Source organism: Pseudomonas sp. CDFA 610, assembly GCF_021147865.1.
Classification (GTDB): Bacteria; Pseudomonadota; Gammaproteobacteria; order Pseudomonadales; family Pseudomonadaceae; genus Aquipseudomonas; species Aquipseudomonas alliivorans.
In genome coordinates this window covers 287,740-305,353 of record NZ_JAGTPM010000008.1, presented here as the reverse complement: position 1 = coordinate 305,353, position 17,614 = coordinate 287,740, and the positions used below count along the sequence as shown (strand labels likewise).

The 17,614-nt window shown below is 57.6% G+C and carries 15 protein-coding genes and 2 tRNA genes; 1 reads left to right on the top strand and 16 read right to left on the bottom strand.

What is annotated here, in order from left to right; all coding sequences use genetic code 11:
- Positions 1-153 precede the first annotated feature (153 nt).
- The 14 genes from rpsO to rlmE all read right to left on the bottom strand — a co-directional run bounded on the left by rpsO (position 154) and on the right by rlmE (position 13,248).
- Complete coding sequence (rpsO, locus tag KDX39_RS17120; protein WP_002555121.1) at positions 154-423, bottom strand: 30S ribosomal protein S15; 270 nt, start codon at positions 421-423, stop codon at positions 154-156.
- 159 nt (positions 424-582) lie between these two features.
- Positions 583-1,500, bottom strand: coding sequence for a tRNA pseudouridine(55) synthase TruB (gene truB, locus KDX39_RS17115; RefSeq protein WP_231661167.1), 918 nt, complete (start codon positions 1,498-1,500; stop codon positions 583-585).
- A gap of 3 nt (positions 1,501-1,503) precedes the next feature.
- A complete protein-coding gene (gene rbfA / locus KDX39_RS17110; protein ID WP_004879974.1) occupies positions 1,504-1,920 on the bottom strand; it encodes a 30S ribosome-binding factor RbfA in 417 nt (138 codons plus the stop codon).
- A gap of 159 nt (positions 1,921-2,079) precedes the next feature.
- Positions 2,080-4,611: a translation initiation factor IF-2 gene (gene infB, locus KDX39_RS17105; protein WP_099226798.1), complete on the bottom strand. Its 2,532-nt coding sequence runs from the start codon at positions 4,609-4,611 to the stop codon at positions 2,080-2,082.
- A 27-nt stretch (positions 4,612-4,638) separates the two neighbouring features.
- Complete coding sequence (gene nusA, locus KDX39_RS17100; RefSeq protein ID WP_004879977.1) at positions 4,639-6,120, bottom strand: transcription termination factor NusA; 1,482 nt, start codon at positions 6,118-6,120, stop codon at positions 4,639-4,641.
- Positions 6,121-6,179: 59 nt separating this feature from the next.
- Complete coding sequence (gene rimP / locus KDX39_RS17095) at positions 6,180-6,638, bottom strand: ribosome maturation factor RimP (protein WP_004879978.1); 459 nt, start codon at positions 6,636-6,638, stop codon at positions 6,180-6,182.
- A 130-nt stretch (positions 6,639-6,768) separates the two neighbouring features.
- A tRNA-Met gene (locus KDX39_RS17090) sits at positions 6,769-6,845 on the bottom strand.
- A gap of 96 nt (positions 6,846-6,941) precedes the next feature.
- Positions 6,942-7,027, bottom strand: a tRNA-Leu gene (locus KDX39_RS17085).
- Between the two features lie 45 nt (positions 7,028-7,072).
- On the bottom strand, positions 7,073-7,453 hold the full coding sequence (gene secG / locus KDX39_RS17080; protein ID WP_004879981.1) for a preprotein translocase subunit SecG: 381 nt from the start codon (positions 7,451-7,453) through the stop codon (positions 7,073-7,075).
- Between the two features lie 4 nt (positions 7,454-7,457).
- Positions 7,458-8,213 carry a triose-phosphate isomerase gene (gene tpiA / locus KDX39_RS17075; RefSeq protein ID WP_231661166.1) on the bottom strand — a complete coding sequence of 252 codons (756 nt, stop codon included), beginning with the start codon at positions 8,211-8,213 and terminating at the stop codon, positions 7,458-7,460.
- Between the two features lie 66 nt (positions 8,214-8,279).
- A complete protein-coding gene (gene glmM, locus KDX39_RS17070; RefSeq protein WP_210042691.1) occupies positions 8,280-9,623 on the bottom strand; it encodes a phosphoglucosamine mutase in 1,344 nt (447 codons plus the stop codon).
- A 16-nt stretch (positions 9,624-9,639) separates the two neighbouring features.
- Complete coding sequence (gene folP / locus KDX39_RS17065; protein ID WP_231661165.1) at positions 9,640-10,491, bottom strand: dihydropteroate synthase; 852 nt, start codon at positions 10,489-10,491, stop codon at positions 9,640-9,642.
- Between the two features lie 8 nt (positions 10,492-10,499).
- Positions 10,500-12,404 (bottom strand): ATP-dependent zinc metalloprotease FtsH, encoded by a 1,905-nt coding sequence (ftsH, locus tag KDX39_RS17060; RefSeq protein WP_004879987.1) that lies wholly within the window; start codon positions 12,402-12,404, stop codon positions 10,500-10,502.
- 193 nt (positions 12,405-12,597) lie between these two features.
- Positions 12,598-13,248, bottom strand: a complete 651-nt coding sequence (gene rlmE / locus KDX39_RS17055) for a 23S rRNA (uridine(2552)-2'-O)-methyltransferase RlmE (protein ID WP_004879989.1) — start codon at positions 13,246-13,248, stop codon at positions 12,598-12,600.
- Positions 13,249-13,352: 104 nt separating this feature from the next.
- On the opposite strand from rlmE, the gene KDX39_RS17050 reads away from it, so the two are divergent.
- The gene (locus KDX39_RS17050) at positions 13,353-13,661 is read left to right on the top strand and encodes a YhbY family RNA-binding protein (RefSeq protein WP_004879990.1); all 309 of its coding nucleotides are present in this window, start codon (positions 13,353-13,355) and stop codon (positions 13,659-13,661) included.
- Between the two features lie 152 nt (positions 13,662-13,813).
- Here KDX39_RS17050 and greA read toward each other — a convergent pair whose 3' ends face one another.
- Positions 13,814-14,290, bottom strand: a complete 477-nt coding sequence (gene greA / locus KDX39_RS17045) for a transcription elongation factor GreA (protein WP_004879992.1) — start codon at positions 14,288-14,290, stop codon at positions 13,814-13,816.
- Positions 14,287-17,508, bottom strand: a complete 3,222-nt coding sequence (gene carB, locus KDX39_RS17040; protein ID WP_099226792.1) for a carbamoyl-phosphate synthase large subunit — start codon at positions 17,506-17,508, stop codon at positions 14,287-14,289. The genes greA and carB overlap by 4 nt, the downstream gene beginning before the upstream one ends.
- Positions 17,509-17,614: the final 106 nt, after the last annotated feature.

Below are 17,614 nucleotides of genomic sequence, written 5' to 3'. Positions count from 1 at the left end.
CTCTTGGGGAACTGGTTTCTTGCGAATTCTTGGGCAGTGAGGGGAATCGGCCCCTTCCACAGTCCAGATAAAACTTGAGGCTGGGAGCCTGCCCGAACCACCGGGTAAACCCGATGATTCGCGACAGACAACCAACCTCTAGCAACGTCGTTATTAGCGACGCAGACCCAGACGACCGATCAGGGCGCTGTAACGGCTAACGTCCTTACCTTTCAGGTAATCCAGCAGCTTGCGGCGCTGGTTTACCATACGGATCAGACCACGACGCGAGTGGTGGTCCTTACCGTTGGCCTTGAAGTGGCCTTGCAGTTTGTTGATGTTGGCGGTCAGCAGTGCAACTTGCACTTCTGGCGAACCAGTATCACCAACAGCTTGCTGGTAGTCGGTTACGATCTGAGCTTTTTCTTCAACGCTGAGTGCCATGTGGGCAATCCTTCCATTCAAGGAACCGCTTCCGAAGAAACGTTTCCAACAGGCCGAGGACAGATCCTCGTATTAAAAAAAGAGGCTTGACCGTGCCTGTTGACAGCCATCCTCGCTCCCTCCCATCTGCAGGCAAGCCTGCCGATGGGAGGGTTCCGGTCACTCTGACCGAATCAATCGACGCGGCGCAATACGCCCGTCTTCACTGACTTCACCGATACCGATGAAGCGACCTTCATGATCCTGCACCCGCACCATGCCGAACTTTGGCGCGTCCGGTGCTCTTACTGGCTGACCATGCAACCAGTAAAACGAACTGTGCTCCGAAAACTTCAGCAGCGGCCAGTCCAGCAAGCCACTGTCCGAGGGCATCAGGAAGCGGTCAACCGCCTCATTGCCGCCGTCGGCGTGAACCTGCTCAAGCTCTTCCAGCGTGACCGTCTGGGCCAGACTGAACGGTCCGGCCTGCGTACGACGCAGCTCTGCGACGTAGGCACCACAACCGAGCTGCTCACCGATATCCTCGACCAGAGTCCGGATATAGGTGCCTTTGCTGCAATCGACCGACAGACGTGCCGTGTCGCCTTCGCAGGCAAGCAATTCCAAGCACGCAATAGTAACAGAACGGGGCTCGCGCTCCACTACTTCCCCTGCACGTGCCAGCTTGTAAAGAGGCTGTCCGTCCCGCTTGAGGGCAGAGTACATCGGCGGTATCTGGCTGATTTGTCCGCGAAAAGCGGGCAATGCGGCTTCGATATCGTCACGACCAACGGTCACGGGACGCGTCAGCAAGACATCGCCTTCGGAGTCTCCCGTGGTCGTGGTCTTGCCGAGTTGCATCAGGGTTTCGTAGGACTTGTCCGAATCGAGGAGGTATTGCGAGAACTTGGTGGCCTCGCCGAAGCACAAGGGCAGTACACCCGTTGCCAGCGGATCGAGGCTGCCGGTGTGACCGGCCTTCTCGGCATTGAGCAACCAGCGAACCTTCTGCAAGGCCGCATTGGACGTAAAACCCAGCGGTTTGTCGAGCAGGATGATCCCGCTGACATTGCGGCGTATACGCTTGACCTGAGCCACCCTTTACTCCTCGGTACTTTCAGGCTTGACGCCTTGTGGCGCAGAACCTTCCTGATGCTGCCCGTCTTCGGCCACGGCCCGCTCGATCAATGCCGAGAGGTGAGCGCCACGCACGACGCTTTCGTCGTAGTGGAAGTGCAACTGCGGCACGCTGCGCAGCTTCATCTCGCGCGCCAGCTGCATGCGCAGGAAACCTGCAGCAGAGTTGAGCACCTTGATGCTCTGTGCGATTTCCTCAGCGCTGTCCTGACCCATGACGGTCATGAAAATCTTGGCATGACCCACGTCGCGGCTGACATCGACAGCGGTGATAGTGACCAGACCCACACGAGGGTCCTTGATTTCGCGACGGATCAGTTGCGCCAGCTCACGCTGCATCTGATCGCCGATACGTTGGGTGCGGCTATATTCTTTTGCCATGTTTGTTACCTGTTACTGATCCGGGACCAAACCCTGACAGTCTGAAAGCGGCAAACGCCCGGCCTGACAAATGCCAGACCGGGCGTTGCGTTGAGAGCCCATGATGAAGACAGCGGCATTTGCATGCGATGTTTCACCATGGCTCCTGAAGCTCGCGATTTAGAGGCTGCGAGCCACTTGGACCTTCTCGAAGACTTCGATCTTGTCACCGACCTTGACGTCGTTGTAGCTCTTGACGCCGATACCGCATTCCATGCCGGCACGGACTTCGGCAGCGTCGTCCTTGAAGCGGCGCAGGGATTCCAGCTCGCCTTCAAAGATAACGATGTCGTCACGCAGTACACGGATCGGACGGTTACGGTGAACAACGCCTTCCAGCACCATACAACCTGCGATCGCGCCGAATTTCGGCGAACGGAACACATCGCGGACTTCGGCAATACCCAGGATGTTCTCCCGGACGTCGCTGCCAAGCATGCCGGTAAGGGCCTTCTTGACGTCTTCGATGATGTCGTAGATCACGTTGTAGTAACGCATGTCCAGACCTTCCTGCTCGACAATCTTGCGAGCGCCGGCATCGGCACGCACATTGAAGCCGAACAGTACAGCGTTGGAGGCCAGCGCCAGGTTGGCGTCGCTCTCGGTGATACCACCGACACCGCCACCGACTACGCGCACTTGCACTTCATCGTTACCCAGGCCGCCAAGGGCGCCCTGCAATGCTTCCAGAGAACCACGGACATCGGATTTGAGGACGATGTTGAGCGTCTTCTTCTCTTCCTGCCCCATGTTCTCGAAGATATTTTCGAGCTTGCCGGCATGAGCGCGAGCCAGTTTGACCTCGCGGAACTTGCCTTGGCGGAACAGAGCGACTTCACGGGCTTTCTTCTCGTCAGCCAGTACAGACATCTCGTCGCCAGCGTCCGGTGTGCCATCAAGACCCAGGATTTCGACCGGAATCGAAGGACCTGCTTCTTTGACCGGCTTGCCGTTCTCGTCGAGCATGGCGCGGATACGACCGAAGTTCGAACCGACCAGAACCATGTCGCCCTGACGCAGCGTACCGTCCTGAACCAGAACCGTCGCAACCGGGCCACGGCCCTTGTCCAGACGGGACTCGACAACCACACCACGGCCAGGAGCCGACGGTGTTGCCTTGAGTTCCAGAACTTCAGCCTGCAGCAGGACAGCTTCGAGCAGTTCGTCGACGCCGGTACCCATCTTCGCGGAGACCGGTACGAAAGGCGTATCACCGCCCCACTCTTCTGACGTAACGCCATGAACCGACAACTCGCTACGGATGCGATCAAGATCTGCGCCCGGCTTGTCGATCTTGTTCACCGCAACCACCAGAGGCACGCCAGCAGCAACAGCATGCTGAACCGCTTCGATGGTCTGTGGCATTACGCCGTCGTCCGCCGCAACCACGAGGATCACGATGTCGGTCGCCTTGGCACCACGGGCACGCATTGCGGTAAACGCAGCGTGACCAGGGGTGTCGAGGAAAGTCACCATGCCGCGTTCGGTTTCAACGTGGTAGGCGCCGATGTGCTGGGTGATGCCACCGGCTTCGCCAGCAGCAACCTTGGCACGACGAATGTAGTCGAGCAGAGAAGTCTTACCGTGGTCAACGTGGCCCATTACGGTCACGACAGGTGCACGGGAGAACGTCTCGCCTTCGAACTTCAGCGATTCAGCCAGGGAATCTTCCAGGGCGTTGTCGCTGACCAGTGTGACCTTGTGGCCCAGCTCTTCGGCGATCAACTGGGCAGTTTCCTGATCCAGTACCTGGTTGATGGTCACTGGAGTGCCCATCTTGAACATGAACTTGATGACTTCAGCAGCCTTGACCGACATCTGTGCGGACAATTCGCCGACAGTGATGGTCTCGCCGATGGCAACGTCACGAACCACAGGGCCGGTAGGGCTCTGGAAACCGTGTGCATTGCGCTTCTTCAGCTTGGACTTGCCACGGCCGCCACGACGGAAACCATCGCTTTCTTCATCGGTAGTGCGAGGCGCAACGCGTGGAGCCGGTGCCTTCTCTTTGACCGAAGCGCGATGAGGCGCGTTCTTGCGCTCGCCGTCGCCACCACGGGCGTTACGATCGTCGGCGCGCGGCTTGTCCGGGCGACGCTGGTCGTCACGCTTGCGGACTTCAACGGTCGGCGTCGCGTTCGGATGAGCCGGAGCAGGAGCCGCCGGCGCTTCACGCGCAGGCTCGGCAGCGGCAACAGGCTGAGCAGCTGCGGGTGCAGGTTGCTCGGCAGTCTGTGCAGCAGGCTGGCGCGGCGCTTCTTCTGCGCGACGCTTGGCTTCTTCTTCAGCCTTTTGACGTGCGGCATTTTCTACCGCACGGCGCTCGTCCATCTCACGCTTGCGCTCGGCTTCGATTTCTTCCGGGCTGCGCTGTACGAAGACTTTCTTCTTGCGCACTTCAACGCTGATGCTCTTGCTGCCAGCAACGCGCAGTGTGCTGGTGGTCTTGCGCTGCAAAGTGATCTTGCGCGGCTCTTCCACCTTGGCCTTGTGACCGCTTTTCAAATGCGTCAACAGGGCTTGTTTTTCGTTATCGGTCACAACTTGCTCGGCGGCGGTGTGCGGCAGACCTGCCTCACGCATCTGCTGTAACAGGCGCTCTACCGGTGTGTCGACCACTTTGGCCAGTTCTTTCACCGTGACTTGCGTCATGCACTTCTCTCCTCAGGCCGCGCCTACTTACTCGAACCAATGGGCTCGGGCGGCCATGATCAACTTGCCGGCACGATCATCGTCAATGCCGTCGATGTCGAGCAGGTCATCTATAGACTGCTCGGCCAGGTCTTCGCGGGTAACTACGCCGCGCACCGCCAGTTCCATCGCCAAATCCTTGTCCATACCCTCAAGCGAGAGCAGGTCTTCGGCCGGATGGGCGTCTGCCAGCTTTTCCTCAGTAGCGATGGCTTTAGTCAACAATCGATCCTTGGCACGAGCGCGAAGCTCGTTGACGATATCTTCGTCAAAGCCGTCGATGTTGAGCATTTCTTCCAACGGTACGTAGGCAATCTCTTCCAGGCTGGTAAAGCCTTCATCAACCAGAACCTGTGCCAGTTCTTCATCGACTTCCAGCTCTTCGATGAAATTGCGCAGGATGTCGCCGGTTTCAGCTTGCTGCTTGGCCTGGATGTCCGATTCGGTCATTACGTTCAGGGTCCAGCCAGTCAACTGACTTGCCAGACGCACGTTCTGACCGCCACGACCAATCGCCTGGGCCAGGTTGTCCGCGCCAACAGCGATATCCATTGCATGCGCATCTTCATCTACGATGATTGCCGCTACTTCAGCAGGGGACATTGCGTTGATCACAAACTGTGCCGGGTTATCGTCCCAAAGCACGATATCCACACGCTCGCCACCCAGCTCGCCGGAAACGGCCTGAACTCGCGAACCACGCATGCCGATGCAGGCGCCTTGTGGATCGATTCGTTTGTCCTTGGAGCGAACAGCGATTTTTGCACGCGAACCCGGGTCACGGGAGGCAGCCATCACCTCGATCAGACCTTCGGCAATTTCCGGTACTTCGATACGGAAAAGCTCGATCAGCATCTCTGGCGCAGTACGCGACAGGATCAGCTGAGGGCCACGGTTTTCGGTGCGGATTTCCTTGAGCAGCGCCCGAACGCGAACACCGACCCGGAAAGTTTCCCGGGAGATGATGTCTTCACGAGCCAGCAGTGCTTCGGCATTGTTGCCAAGGTCAACGATGACATTGTCACGCGTAACCTTTTTGACAGTACCGGAAATAATTTCGCCCAGGCGCTCGCGATAGGCGTCGACAACCTGAGCGCGCTCAGCCTCACGAACCTTCTGCACAATGACTTGCTTGGCGGTCTGTGCGGCAATGCGGCCGAACTCGATGGAGTCGATTTTCTCTTCGATCAGATCACCAGCAACGGCGCCCGGCTTTTTGGCCTGGGCCTGATCAACTGCCAACTCGTAAGCCGGATCGTCCAGATCTTCGTCTTCGACCACTGTCCAGCGACGGAAAGTCTCGTAGTTACCCGTGTGACGGTTGATTTCCACACGCAGTTCAACTTCATCTTCAAAACGCTTCTTGGTAGCCGTGGCAAGCGCCAGCTCCAGTGCTTCGAAAATTACACCTGCCGGAACGCCCTTTTCATTGGACACCGACTCAACAACCAGCAGTACTTCTTTGCTCATCGTACGCCTCGCCTTTCGCAAGCCATTGGATCCGCGGGATCCGCAGTATCTGGCACGTCTCAGTCAAACGTGGGAATAATGTTGGCCTTGTCGATCAAGTCGATCGGCAACAGGTATTCATGGTCTTCTACATGCACCACGACGTCCTGCTCCTCCACCCCGCGGAGAAGGCCTTGAAAGTTGCGTCGACCATCGAAGGGCGAGCGCAGCTTTATTTTCACTTGTTCCCCAGCGTGCAAAGCAAACTGTTCAAGAGTGAACAGTGGGCGGTCCATGCCGGGAGAAGACACCTCAAGCGTGTATTCGGCAGCGATTGGATCTTCTACGTCCAAAACACCACTTATCTGGCGACTGACGATTTCGCAGTCCTCCACCAGAACACCACCTTCCTTGTCGATATAAATGCGCAGCAGTGAATGTCGGCCCTGGGAAAGAAACTCTATTCCCCAGCATTGATAGCCAAGAGCCTCGACCACCGGGGCCAACAAGGCCTGCAACTGTTCTAGCTTGCTCGACACCTGAACCCCCTCGTGCATGCTTTAAAAATAAAAAAATGGGCAAAAGCCCATCCATGAGAACGCCGCTGAACATCGACGTCATGTACTGTCCAGCTAACAAAAAGCCCCTGAAAAGGGGCTCCGCTAAAACTGGTTGCGGGGGCTGGATTTGAACCAACGACCTTCGGGTTATGAGCCCGACGAGCTACCAAGCTGCTCCACCCCGCGACAAAGCTGGGGCGGAAGTATACGACCGATCCATCTATGGGTCAATCGAACATCCACCTACAAGAAAGCCCGCTAGTGCGGGCTCTCCTGTTCAATTGGTACCGAGAAGGGGACTCGAACCCCTACACCCTATGGGCACAACCACCTCAAGGTTGCGTGTCTACCAATTCCACCACCTCGGCATTACAACTCTTTTTGGCGACCTCAACAACATCGCCTGAATTCTTTTACTTCTGCTCTGGAGCCTGAGGTACGTCAGCTGGAACAACAGCTGGCTTTTGCCCTTCGAGCACCGGAACATCATCTGCCGCCGGCTTTTGCTTCACTTCCAATACCGCTGGATCTGGCAACCCTACTTGAGTCAGCTGTTGAGCTTTCTCTTTAGCAAAGTAACCTAACCCCAAGCTGGTTATGAAAAAACATGCCGCAAGTATAGCAGTAAACTTACTGAGAAAGGTAGAGGTTCCTTGCCCTCCGAAGACAGTATTTGATGCACCTGCTCCGAAAGACGCACCTGCGTCCGCACCTTTACCCTGCTGCAGCAATACCAGAGCAACAACGCCCAGAGCGCCCAACAGATGAAAAACGACTACGACTGTTTCCAGCATTTTTTCAGTTTCCCGCGGCGCGACAAATCGCACCGAACTCATCTGCATTCAGGGAGGCACCACCAATGAGCCCCCCATCGATATCCGGCATGCTGAATAACTCGACCGCATTGGCCGACTTAACGCTGCCGCCATAGAGAAGCCGCACGCCTTGTGCGACTTCGGCATTCTTTTCCGCCAGTTGCGCACGAATGGCTGCGTGCACTTCCTGCGCCTCTTCAGGCGAAGCAGTCAATCCGGTACCAATGGCCCAGACTGGCTCGTAAGCGATAACCGCATTCCGGAACGCCTCAACACCAAACTCGGCAATGACAACTTCAAGCTGACGACCGACCACTTCAAGTGTCCGGCCCGCCTGACGCTCTTCCAGAGTTTCACCAATGCAAAGCACCGGCGTCAGCCCTTCTGCCTGGATGGCTGCAAACTTGCGGTTGAGGACATCGTCCTGCTCGCCAATCAACTGACGGCGCTCGGAGTGCCCTACCAACACCAGCTTGCAACCTGCATCAGCCAGCTGGCTCGATGCAACCTCACCTGTCAGCGCGCCCTGCGCAGCCTGTATGGCCGCATCCTGAGCACCAATGATGATCGAGGTAGCTTCGAGCCCCTGAACCACCTGACCGATGAACAGACTCGAAGGCATCACGGCAACATCAACATTGCGCGGAATAGACTGCAGGGCAAGACCCTTGATCAGCTCAGCGACGCTGGCGCGGGTACCGTGCATTTTCCAGTTACCAGCTACCATTGGGCGACGCATGCTACACCTCGTGGGTCAAAGTGGGCGCAGATGTTACCCAACACTTAGAGCACTGGCAAGCCGAAATCAGGCGCAAACTTCAGCAACCAGTTTTGCCAGCTCTTCAGCATGGGCCCTGACCTGAGATTCGTCTTCACCTTCGACCATGACGCGGACCAATGGCTCGGTGCCGGACTTGCGCAAAAGAACCCGGCCACGACCCGCCATTTGCTCGGTAACGCGCGCGCAGGCCTCCTGAACGGACGGGTGCGAAACAGGGTCGACCCCTTCTCCACCAAAACGGACATTGATCAGTATCTGCGGGCATTTGCGCAGCCTCAGACGCGCTTCTGCAAGGCTGATATCACTGCGACGCAATGCAAGAATGACCTGCAGCGCTGCGATGATCGCATCGCCTGTGGTCGCATGCTGGAAGCAAACGATATGCCCGGAGTTCTCCCCACCGACCTGCCAGTTACGCTCAAGCAGTTCAGCGATGACGTAACGGTCACCGACATTGGCGCGCACGAACGGAATATTCTGCTCGGCCAGGGCCAGTTCCAAACCCAGATTACTCATCAAGGTCCCGACCACACCACCCTGCAAGCGGCCTCGCTCGTGCAGATCGCGCGCAATGATGTACAACAACTCATCACCATCTACGATGGTGCCCGTATGATCGACCATCAGGACCCGATCGCCATCACCGTCGAAGCCGATACCCATGTCCGCCTTCTCGGCCAGCACGGCAGCCTGTAGCGCCTCCATGTGGGTAGAGCCACAGTCCTTGTTGATGTTAAGGCCATCAGGCTGAGCCGACAGAACGACAACCTGTGCGCCCAACTCACGAAAGACATTGGGCGCGACCTTGTATGTCGCACCGTGCGCGCAATCGATAACGACCTTCAATCCGGCGAAGTCGGTACTGGTCGGAACGCTGCTCTTGCAGAACTCGATGTAACGACCAGCGGCATCGTTGATGCGGGATACCTTGCCCAGATTTTCAGATTCGGCGACGGTCATTGGCGCGTCGAGCAATTCCTCGATCATCATTTCGATTTCGTCCGGCAGTTTGGTGCCCTGCCCGGAAAAGAACTTGATGCCGTTGTCGTAATGCGGGTTATGCGAGGCGCTGATCACAATACCGGCCTCAGCGTGGAATGTACGCGTCAGGTAAGCAATGGCAGGCGTGGGCATCGGACCCAGCAGCATTACGTCGGCGCCGGCAGCGGACAATCCGGCCTCAAGTGCAGACTCGAACATGTAGCCGGAGATACGTGTGTCCTTACCGACCAGGATCCGGCAGGTGCCCAGCTTGCGGAAAGCCATGCCCGCCGCCCAGCCCAGTTTGAGCATGAAATCGGGAGTGATCGGAAACTGGCCAACGCGACCGCGAATGCCGTCGGTTCCGAAATATTTTCTGGTAGTCATGGATGCCCCACTGTTGTTATTCAGCTGTTTCGACAGCTGCGATCATGCGCACCACGTCAGCCGTTTCAGCGACATCGTGCACACGCAAGATTCTTGCACCTTTGGTCATGGCCAGTGCGGCCAACGCCAACCCACCTATCAGTCGCTCGTCCACCGGACGACCCAACACTGCGCCGATCATGCTTTTGCGTGATACGCCCACCAGCAGCGGGCGACCCAGAGCATGCAGCGCTTCCATGTGCTTGAACAGGCTGAGATTGTGCTCCAGGGTTTTCGCAAAGCCGAAACCTGGATCAAGAATGATACGGCCTCTGGGAATGCCGGCCACCTCACATCGTTCCATGCGATCAACCAGAAAGGCACTTACTTCGCCGACGAGGTCCTGATAATGCGGATTATCCTGCATGTCACCCGGCTCGCCCAGCATGTGCATGAGACAGACCGGCAGACCCGTCGCGGCAGCGGCCTCCAGTGCACCTGGACGCCGTAGCGAGCGAACATCATTGATAAGACCAGCGCCCAGCCTGGCGGACTCGACAATGACCTCGGGCGTCGAGGTGTCGACGGAGATGATCACATCCAGCTCCCGAGCAATGAGCTCGACCACTGGCGCAACGCGTTGCACCTCCTCTGCCGGCGATACCGGGCGAGCACCCGGACGCGTGGACTCGCCACCTACGTCGATCAGAGTGGCGCCCGCCTCAACCATCGCTGCCGCATGGCGCAAGGCCGCATCCAGCCGGCTGTAGCGCCCGCCGTCCGAAAAAGAGTCAGGGGTTGCATTGAGAATGCCCATCACATGCGTGTGAGCCAAATCAAGAACCCGGTTGCCGCAAGGCAACCGGGTCGGGTACAGCGCAGAAGTCATGTCAGACCTTAATGTTCGGCAGCAGGGCCGCCGATCGGTGTTTCCGGGCGTGGATCAGGCGTGATCGGCGTACCTTTGGTACCCGAACCGCCTTCCCAGTCCCGCGGCTCGCGCGGTGGACGACCAGACATGATGTCATCGATCTGATCAGCATCAATGGTTTCATACTTCATCAGCGCGTCAGCCATGGCATCGAGCTTGTCACGGTTGTCCGTAAGCAACTGCTTCGCAGTGCCGTAGCACAGATCAATGATGCTGCGAACCTCGGAGTCGATCAGCTTGGCAGTCTCGCCGGAGAAGTTGGAATTCTGGCTGCCGCCACGCCCAAGATAACCGGCGTCTTCATCCTCGGAATACATCAGAGGTCCCAGCTTTTCCGACAATCCCCACTTGGTCACCATGTTCCGTGCGATCTGACTCGCGCGCATGATGTCGTTGGAAGCGCCCGTGGTGACACCATCAAAGCCGAGCGTCATCTCTTCAGCAATACGACCGCCGTACAACGAGCAGATCTGGCTGATAAGCGCGCGCTTTGACAGGCTGTATCGATCTTCTTCCGGCAGGAACATGGTGACACCCAGCGCACGACCGCGCGGGATAATCGACACCTTGTAGACCGGATCATGCTCAGGCACCAGACGACCGACGATAGCGTGACCCGCTTCGTGGTAGGCCGTATTCTGCTTTTCCTTCTCGGACATGACCATCGATTTGCGCTCGGCGCCCATCATGATCTTGTCCTTGGCCAGTTCGAACTCTTTCATCTCGACGATCCGCTTGCCGGAGCGAGCAGCAAAGAGCGAAGCCTCGTTAACCAGATTGGCCAGGTCGGCACCCGAAAAACCGGGCGTGCCGCGAGCGATGACGCCAGGATTCACATCCTCGCCCATCGGAACCTTGCGCATGTGAACCTTGAGAATCTGTTCGCGACCACGAATGTCCGGCAGACCGACCACGACCTGACGGTCGAAACGGCCCGGACGCAGCAACGCAGGGTCGAGCACGTCAGGGCGGTTGGTTGCGGCAATGACGATGATGCCGTCATTCATCTCGAAACCGTCCATCTCGACCAGCAACTGGTTGAGCGTCTGTTCGCGCTCGTCATGACCACCGCCCATGCCAGCGCCACGATGGCGACCGACAGCGTCGATTTCGTCAATGAAGATGATGCATGGCGCGTGCTTCTTGGCCTGCTCGAACATGTCACGGACGCGGCTCGCACCGACACCCACAAACATCTCGACGAAGTCGGAACCGGAAATGGTGAAGAAAGGCACTTTCGCTTCGCCAGCAATGGCTTTGGCGATCAGCGTCTTACCGGTACCCGGAGGACCGACCATAAGCACGCCGCGAGGAATACGGCCACCCAGGCGCTGGAACTTGCCCGGATCACGGAGGAACTCAACGAGTTCACCGACTTCTTCCTTGGCTTCGTCACAACCTGCAACGTCCGCCAGAGTGGTCTTGACCTGATCTTCGGACAGCAGGCGCGCCTTGCTTTTGCCAAAGCTCATCGGCCCGCCTTTGCCACCCGCGCCGCCCTGCATCTGGCGCATGAAGAACATGAAGACGGCGATGATCACCAGAATCGGGAAGCTGGCGACCAGCAACTGAGTCCAGATGCTCTGCTGCTCAGGCTGCTTGCCTTCGACGACGACATTGTTGTCGACCAGATCGCCGATCAGACCGTTATCCTGGATAGCCGGACGAATAGTCTTGAAGGTATCGCCATCACTGCGCTTGCCAGTGATGACGTAGCCGTCGACGGAAACCTTCTCAACCTTGCCATCCTTCACTTGCTGGATGAACTCGGAGTAGTTGAGGGTCTGCGGCTCGTTCGGGCTGGAGAAGTTGTTCATCACCGTCACGAGGACAGCTGCGATGATCAACCACAGGATCAAATTCTTTGCCATATCGTTCAATTAGCTACCCTCTGAAGCAAGCTCCACGCAGCAAGCGTGCCTCGCATGATATTCACCGGCCTAACTTACTACAGAACCTACAGATGTGGCAGGCGACGTCTGTAACCCTTTGTGAAACTTTGACTGCGCAATGTTCGAACATGCTGCATCGACAGCGCTATTTAAAAAAAGCTATCGCTCTGCGTCAGAGACGCTCATCGCTGGCAGCACCTTCGATACCTTTGAAGCCACGTCCCAGCAGGTATTGCTCGCGGGAACGGTCGCGCGAGGACAAGGGTTTGCGCATCTGCACCTTGTCGAACAGTTTGCGAATGTCCTTGTGGTACACATCGAAACCCTCACCCTGGAAGACCTTGATGAGGAAATCGCCACCCGGACGCAGAACCCGCCCGGCCAGATCAAGCGCCAGCTCGCAAAGAAACATTGCACGCGGCATGTCGACAGCGCTCAATCCACTCATATTGGGGGCCATATCGGAAATCACAAGGTCTACCTGCGTATTACCGACTGCTTCCAGAATTTGTGCGAGCACCGCGTCCTCAGTGAAGTCTCCCTGAATAAAGGTCACATCAGGGATGCTGTCCATTTCAAGGATGTCGGAAGCAATCAGGCGGCCTTGACCACCAATCAGACGACTGGTCACCTGCGACCAGCCTCCAGGCGCGGCACCGAGGTCGATCACGGTCATGCCAGGACGGATGATCTTGTCCTTTTCCTGAATCTCGAGCAGCTTGTAGCTGGCACGCGAACGGTAGCCGTCCTTCTGTGCCATTTTGACGTACTTGTCGTCGAAGTGTTCTTTGAGCCAGTTATGGCTTGTCTTGGAACGGGCCACGGGGCACCTCAAAAATAAACGAGTCGTGATTAACTGGGCGGTCCCGGACTCGCTCGGGTAAACTGGCCGCCGCTTTTTACAAGATCAGACGCAGAGGTCAGATTATGCCGCTCACTCAAGAGCAGAAGAAACAATACAAATCCATTGGCCACCACCTGAAACCGGTATTGATCGTGGCTGACAATGGTTTGACTGAAGGTGTGCTGGCAGAGCTTGAACGCGCACTGAGCGATCACGAACTGATCAAGATCAAGCTCAACATCCTTGACCGCGAAAGCCGCCTGCAGGCCATTGCAGAGATCTGCAAAGCCGGCTCGGCCGACCTGGTTCAGGTCATCGGCAAAATGGCGTTGATCTATCGCAAGAACCCAAAGGTAAACAAGCTGTTGTCCAACGTCCACCGCGCGCACTAAAAAAACAGAAGCCAGGGCCGCTCTCGGCGCGCCCTGCTCCTGATTTGCCGCCCTATCTCGCACCAGACTATCGAACAGGCTACCGCCAGAACCTTCGAGGCCAGAACCATGAAGGCTGACAGGTTGCGCCCGCCAGAAGCGGGCACTCGGCCTTAGATGTGACGAACCTCGACGATTTCGTATTCGATCACGCCGCTGGGCGTCTTCACGACAACGACGTCGCCTTCTTCCTTGGCAATCAAGGCACGGGCGATAGGCGAACCCACCGAAATCTTGCCCTTCTTGATGTCCGCTTCATCCTCACCGACGATCTGATACGTGACGCTTTCGTCCGTTTCAACGTTGGCGATTTCAACGGTCGTGCCGAAAATCACCTTCCCGGTATGAGGAATCGTGGTGACGTCGATCACCACGGCATTCTGCATACGACCTTCAATGTCACGAATACGCGCCTCGACCATGCCCTGCTGTTCACGGGCAGCATGGTATTCAGCGTTTTCCTTCAGGTCGCCCAGCTCCCGAGCCGTGCCGATGTCCTGGCTCAGCTTGGGACGGACCACCTTGGTCAGATGCGTAAGTTCTTCTTCCAGGGCGCGAGCGCCCTGAACAGTCATTGGGTATTTGATCATGCCTTCAATCCTGCATGGAGATCCTGCAAGCGACGTACAGTCTTCTCTGGACCGAACTTGAGCGCTTCGCAGATAGCTTCGCCTGCTGCAATAGTAGTGGTGCAGTAAATCTTGTGCTGCAAGGCGTTGCGACGAATGGAGTAAGAGTCCGCAATCGACTGACGACCTTCGGTGGTGTTGATGATCAAGGTAACTTCGTCATTCTTGATCATGTCGACCACGTGCGGACGACCTTCGGTGACCTTGTTGACGCGGCGCACTTTCAAGCCTGCCGCTTCGATCAATTTGGCTGTACCCGCCGTCGCAACGATCTGGAAGCCAAGACCGATCAGGTCGCGCGCAACGCCAGCTACCAAAGGCTTGTCATCGTCACGAACGCTGATGAATGCAGTACCACCGGTCGGCAGCACTTCGCTGGCGCCCATCTGAGCCTTGGCAAACGCCTCACCGAAGGTATCACCAACACCCATCACTTCACCGGTCGACTTCATCTCCGGACCGAGAATAGGGTCAACGCCGGGGAACTTGGCGAACGGGAAGACGGCTTCTTTCACGCTGTAGAAATTCGGAATGATTTCCTTGGTGAAATTCAGCTCTTTCAGGGTTTTGCCTGCCATCACGCGCGCAGCGATCATGGCCAGGGAAACACCGATGCACTTGGACACGAACGGTACGGTACGCGATGCACGCGGGTTGACCTCGATGACATAGATGTCTTCGCCCTGCAAAGCCAACTGCACGTTCATCAGGCCGACAACGCCCAGCTCCAGTGCCATCTTCTTGACCTGCTCGCGCATCTCGTCCTGGATATGCGCCGGCAGCGAGTAAGGCGGCAGCGAGCATGCGGAGTCACCGGAGTGAACACCTGCCTGTTCGATGTGCTGCATGATCGCGCCGATGACCACGTCGGTGCCGTCGCAGACTGCGTCGACATCCATTTCGATGGCGCAATTCAGGAAGTGATCCAGCAGCACCGGGCTATCGTTGGAGACCTGAACCGCCTCACGCAGGTAACGCTTGAGCTCCTCTTCCTGGTAAACGATTTCCATCGCACGGCCACCCAGCACATAGGATGGACGCACGACCAGCGGATAGCCGATCTTCGCAGCAGCACGAATGGCTTCGTCTTCGCTGCGCACCGTCGCGTTTGGCGGCTGACGCAGATTCAGGCGCTCGACCATCTGCTGGAAGCGCTCACGGTCTTCTGCACGGTCGATGGCGTCAGGGCTGGTGCCGATGATCGGCACGCCTGCCGCTTCCAGGGCACGCGCCAGTTTCAGCGGCGTCTGGCCGCCGTACTGGACGATCACGCCTTTCGGCTTCTCGACGCGCACGATTTCCAGCACGTCTTCCAGCGTGACCGGCTCGAAGTACAGACGATCGGACGTGTCGTAATCAGTGGAAACGGTTTCCGGGTTGCAGTTGACCATGATGGTCTCGTACCCGTCGTCACGCAGCGCCAGGGCGGCATGTACACAGCAGTAGTCAAACTCGATGCCCTGGCCGATACGGTTAGGACCGCCACCCAGAATCATGATTTTGTCGCGCGTCGAAGGGTTGGCTTCGCACTCTTCTTCATAAGTCGAGTACAGGTACGCAGTGTCTGTCGCGAACTCGGCTGCACAGGTGTCGACGCGCTTGTAGACCGGGAACACTTCCAGCTTGTGACGGTGCGTACGCAGGTTCTTCTCGGTCACGCCCAGCAGCTTGGCCAGACGGGCGTCGGAGAAGCCCTTGCGCTTGAGGCGGAACATCAGGTCGCGGTCGATCGCCGACAGCCCCAGTGTCTTGACCTTTTCTTCGTCCTTGATCAGATCTTCGATCTGGACCAGGAACCAGGGGTCGATCATGTTCATGGCGAAGATGTCTTCAACGCTCATACCGGCGCGGAAGGCGTCAGCGACGTACCAGATACGCTCGGCACCCGGCACCGTCAGCTCGCGCTTGAGGGTGCTCATGCTTTCCGGATGGCTCAGATCCAGCTTCGGATCAAGACCGCAGACGCCTACTTCCAGACCACGCAGAGCTTTCTGCAGGGATTCCTGGAAGGTGCGACCGATGGCCATGACTTCACCCACTGATTTCATCTGGGTGGTCAGGCGAGCGTCGGCCTTGGCAAACTTCTCGAACGCAAAACGCGGCAGCTTGGTGACGACGTAGTCGATGGACGGCTCGAACGAAGCCGGGGTCTTGCCGCCGGTGATGTCGTTGGACAGCTCGTCCAGCGTGTAGCCAACGGCCAGCTTGGCCGCGATTCTGGCAATCGGGAAACCGGTCGCCTTGGAAGCCAGTGCCGAGGAGCGCGAAACACGCGGGTTCATCTCGATCACGACCATGCGGCCGGTATCCGGGCAGATGCCGAACTGAACGTTGGAACCACCGGTTTCAACGCCGATCTCGCGCAGGACCGCCAGGGAGGCGTTACGCAGGATCTGGTATTCCTTGTCGGTCAGGGTCTGCGCTGGAGCCACAGTGATCGAGTCACCGGTGTGCACGCCCATCGGGTCGAAGTTTTCGATGGAGCAGACGATGATGCAGTTGTCCTTTTTGTCGCGGACAACTTCCATTTCATATTCTTTCCAGCCGATCAGCGATTCGTCGATCAGCAGTTCCTTGGTGGGCGACAGATCCAGACCACGGGCGCAGATTTCTTCGAACTCTTCACGGTTGTAGGCGATACCGCCACCGGTGCCGCCCATGGTGAAGGACGGACGGATGATGCAAGGGAAGCCGAGCCTTTCAAGAACAGCATTGGCTTCTTCCATCGAGTGGGCGATGCCGGAACGCGGGCAGTCAAGACCGATGGATTTCATCGCCTTGTCGAAGCGCGAACGGTCTTCGGCCTTGTCGATGGTGTCGGCGTTGGCACCGATCATTTCGACGCCGAATTTCTCCAGGACGCCTTCGCGCTCCAGGTCCAGCGCGCAGTTCAGTGCAGTCTGGCCGCCCATGGTTGGCAGCAGTGCGTCCGGACGCTCTTTCTCGATGATCTTGGCAACGGTCTGCCACTTGATCGGCTCGATGTAGGTGGCGTCTGCCATGGCCGGGTCGGTCATGATGGTGGCCGGGTTGGAGTTCACCAGGATGACGCGGTAACCCTCCTCGCGCAGAGCCTTGCAGGCCTGGGCGCCGGAGTAGTCGAATTCACAGGCCTGGCCGATCACGATGGGGCCGGCGCCGAGAATCAGGATGCTTTTAATATCTGTACGTTTTGGCATGGGTTGTCACTCAAATCCGCAGGTCAGTCGGCAAGCCGTCTTGAACATTTCATTGAGGTGGCCTGGGTGGCAGCGACCGGACGCGTTGTCCAGGTCCAGCCAGGTC